A 3,800-nucleotide genomic window follows, 5' to 3' on the forward strand; every position below is an offset into this window, starting at 1 on the left:
GCGCCAGGAAGTGCACTTGGCGCTTGTCGTGGCGCTTGCTCGGTATGGCGAGCACGCGCTGGATCAGCGCACTGTGTGCCGGTTCCTCGAACGACACGAACCTGAAGAAGGATCGGATGGCAGTCAGACGCAGGTTACGCGTCTTCGCGCTGGCGCCGCGCGTTACCTCGAGATCGGTGAGGAACGCGCCGATGAACGTTGCATCCAGATCGGCGAGCGTCAGGGCCGAAGGGGACTTCCGCAGCCGCACCTGTGCGAAGGTGAACAGCAGCCGGAACGTGTCCCTGTAGGAGGCGATCGTGTTGGCGCTAACATTGCGCTGGCGCATGAGGCGCTCGGTGAAGAAGCGCTCGATCAACGTGGCGACATTGGAGGCGGACTTCACGGCGTCACCTCCCATCGTCGTTCGAGACGCCGCGCCGCTTCTTCCATCAACTCCGGGCAGGCCGAGAGATACCAGTAAGTATCTTGCACGCAGGCGTGGCCGAGGTAAGTGGAGAGCGCCGGGAGCTGCTGCTCGACGTTCTTGCCGTCACGATACCAGTCAAGCAGTGTCCGGATGGCGAATCGATGACGGAAGTCGTGCACGCGTGGCCCGGTACGATCACCTGGGAGCCGCAGCCCGATCTCTCGGGACAATCGCCAGAAGACGCAATAAACGTACTGGTGCAGCAAGCGGCCTCCCTGTTCGGCAACAAAGAAGGTCGAGCCGCAGCGCGATCCGAGCCGTGCATCGCGCCGTTTGGCGTAGTCGCGCAGCGCGGTTCTCGTCGTCGGATGCAATGGCACAAGCCGCGACTTGCCGAACTTGGTCAGCCGGACCGTCAGCACGCCGGCGTCGAGGTCGACGTCATCACGCTCCAGGCCCATCGCCTCGGATATGCGCATGCCCGTCACCGCGATCAGCCCAAAAAGGGTATGGTAGGTCCATCGGCGCAGGCCGTCCTCTGGCGGCAGAGCCAGCGCCGCCTTTAGCAATGCATCGATCTCCGCGTCGCTGTAGACATAGGGCTTGGCACGCTTCCATCCCGGCAGCATGCCGACGGGCGGCACCTCCGTTCTCGGATCGAAGTTGGCGACATGGCGCGCGAACCCGCGCACGTCGCTCAATCGCAGCGCCCAGGATGCATGACGATCGGGCGGCAGCGTTGCCCATTCCATGGCCAGCTTCGTCGTGATGGTCCTGGCTTTGCGCTTCTCCATGAAGGCGACAAAGTCGGTGAGCCGACGGGTCTGGTGCTCGTACTTGTATCCGAGTCCCTTGCGCATGCTCAGGTACTTATCGAGTGCGGAGCGCAGCTTGGTCATTGCACGCCTCCCGGCCAGGGCCGGCTCAATGTTCTCAGCGCATCAATGTCGACCTTCGCGTAAATCCGGGTAGTGTCGTGGCTCTCGTGCCGCAGCAACTGTCCGATCTCCGACAAAGTCGCGCCAGATCGGAGAAGCTCGGTAGCGAGACTATGTCGGAAGATATGCGCGCCGCGGTGTGCGCAACCTTCGATTCCAACGCGATCGAGAGCGACCTTGGCGATCATGGTGATCGCACATCCAGAAGCAAAGCCGACGTGAGGCGCGAGTGTGCGGACGAACAAACGTCGGCACGACGACTTTGGGCGGCCATTGCGTAGATATGCAACGATGGCTGCTCCAACGTCTGGCGGTATCGGCATTCGCGCACGCTGTCGGCCCTTGGCGCGAACGAGGATCTCGCTCGCGCGCCAGTCGATATCATCGAGCGTGAGCGTCGCGACCTCGTCGGCCCGCAGGCCGAGCTTGGCCAGCAACAACATAATGGCGTAGTCGCGCCGCCCCATCACCGTCTCTCGATCGCAACCGTCGAGAGCCTTCCGGACCTGAGCGGCAGACAGATAGGTCGGTAGAGTTGCGAGCTTCCATCGCCGCATCGATGGAACGCAATTCGCCAATGGGCGCGCGTTCAGCCCCCGATGGTGGAGGTAACGGAGAAAGGCGCGCAATGACCAGCACATCGCCTTGCCCGTTTTCGGGCTCCCATCCTGGGCGTGCCGCTCAATGTAGCGGATTACGTCCTCTTGGCTGATCTTGCGGAGATCGCCGGCGCCGCCGGAGCACACCTCGTACAGAAACCCGCGGATGATGGGGAGATGGCGGAGGATGGACTTCGGGGCCAAGCCGCGCTCTGACCGCAGGTAGGCATCGAACTCCTTGAAGATCCGTTCGTGCGGGGTGAGACGTGGCAGCACCAACGGCGCGATCGCGCCGTCCTCGCGCAGCACCGACAGCCATCGTTTGAGCGCGGCCCGGTCACCGGGTTGGATAGACTGCCTGCTGCCTCGATGTCGTAGGTACCGCTCAACGACCTGCTCATCGAGATCGGCCAGCTTGTAGCGGCTGCCTGCGATCCAAGTCAGGAGCCCGCCAACCACGTTGAGGCAACGCCATGTGCCGAGCCGAACGAGCCTCTCTTCGACGAGACGAGCGGCGTAGCGCTCGACGAGCTGTCCGTGCGGCCCGCTCCTGAGACGCCGGTACAGCCGACTTCTGCCCAAGTAATCTTCAACTTCCATCTTCCTGTTCTCCGCTGTTGAAAGCGGAGGCACAGAACGAACTATGCCGAGCCGATCAAACGCCGGTCAGCGAGAAATCTGGGGAAAACGACTCGACTCGGCATAGTTCGGCGGGCGGCATAATCCGCGCTATACCGCGCTCGGCATAGCGCGGACTCGATCAGGGTATACATCGCGGCCGCGCGAACGCCGCCGGAATCGGAGCCGGCAAAAAGATAGTTTTTCCGGGTCATCGCCAGAGGCCGGATCGCCCGTTCGACGGCGTTGTTGGTCATCTCCAATCGGCCGTCGGTGGTGTAGCGGGTCAACGCCGCCCACCGCGAGGTCGCATAACGAATGGCCTGCGCGAGCTTGCTCTTGCCGCTGATTTGGCTCAGCGCCTTTTGCAGGTAGGCTTCAAGCCCGGCCAGCAGCGGAACGGCCTCTTGCTGGCGGACGGCCAAGCGCTCGGGCGGTGGGCGGCCATTGATCCGCGCCTCGATCACGAACAGTTCGGCAATGCGCTCCAACGCCTCCTTGGCCAGCGGCGAGGCCGTGGCTTCATAGACGTCGTAGAGCTTGCGGCGGGCGTGCGCCCAGCACGCGACCTCAGTGAGCCGCGCCACGCCAGTCTTCGGATCGGGCGCAAACAGGGTGTTGAACCCGGCATAGCCGTCGGCATGCAGGAAGCCGCGGCAGTTGCCGAGCAGCGCCTCGGCATGCTCGCCTTTGCGATCGGGCGAGTAGCGGTAGAAGGCCGCCGGCGGCGCCGTTCCGGCGAACGGCCGCTCGTCGCGCACCGCCGCCCATAATCGGCCAGTCTTGGTCCGCCCCAGTCCGGGCGTCAGAACCTTCACCGTGGTGTCGTCGGCGTGCAGCACCGGTGCAGCGCAGACATGCCGGCCGATCGCTTGCGTCAGGGGCGACAGCAACGCGGCGATGCGGCCCATCCACTCGGCCATGGTCGAGCGATCGAGATCGAGTCCCTCACGGGCATAGATCCCGCTCTGGCGATGCAGCGGCAGGCCGTCGGCGTATTTCGCCACGGCGATGTGAGCGAGCAGGCCCGGGCCAGGCCGGCCGCGCTCGATCGGCAACGATGGCAGCGGCGCCTGCACGATCGTCTCGCAGGCCCGGCAGCTCAGCTTCGGCCGCACATGCTGGATCACCTTGAACGCGGACGGAACGTATTCGAGCACCTCGGTCAGGTCCTCGCCGATCTTGCGCAGCACCGTGCCGCCGCAGCAGCTGCAGCCGCCCTGCGGCGTGTGCGTC

3 protein-coding genes and 1 pseudogene are annotated in these 3,800 nt (G+C 64.3%); all 4 read right to left on the bottom strand.

The window, feature by feature from the left end:
- The coding region (locus WCB02_RS35815) for a site-specific integrase (protein ID WP_423966244.1) at positions 1-328 on the bottom strand (328 nt) is incomplete at its 3' end.
- Between the two features lie 53 nt (positions 329-381).
- Complete coding sequence (locus WCB02_RS35820; RefSeq protein ID WP_423966239.1) at positions 382-1,308, bottom strand: tyrosine-type recombinase/integrase; 927 nt, start codon at positions 1,306-1,308, stop codon at positions 382-384.
- On the bottom strand, positions 1,305-2,546 hold the full coding sequence (locus WCB02_RS35825) for a site-specific integrase (protein ID WP_423966242.1): 1,242 nt from the start codon (positions 2,544-2,546) through the stop codon (positions 1,305-1,307). Before WCB02_RS35825 ends, WCB02_RS35820 begins: the two co-directional genes overlap by 4 nt.
- A 149-nt stretch (positions 2,547-2,695) precedes the next feature.
- A pseudogene (tnpC, locus tag WCB02_RS35830) lies at positions 2,696-3,800 on the bottom strand (IS66 family transposase); the annotation flags it as partial.

This window comes from Bradyrhizobium sp., assembly GCF_049581145.1.
Lineage (GTDB): Bacteria > Pseudomonadota > Alphaproteobacteria > Rhizobiales > Xanthobacteraceae > Bradyrhizobium.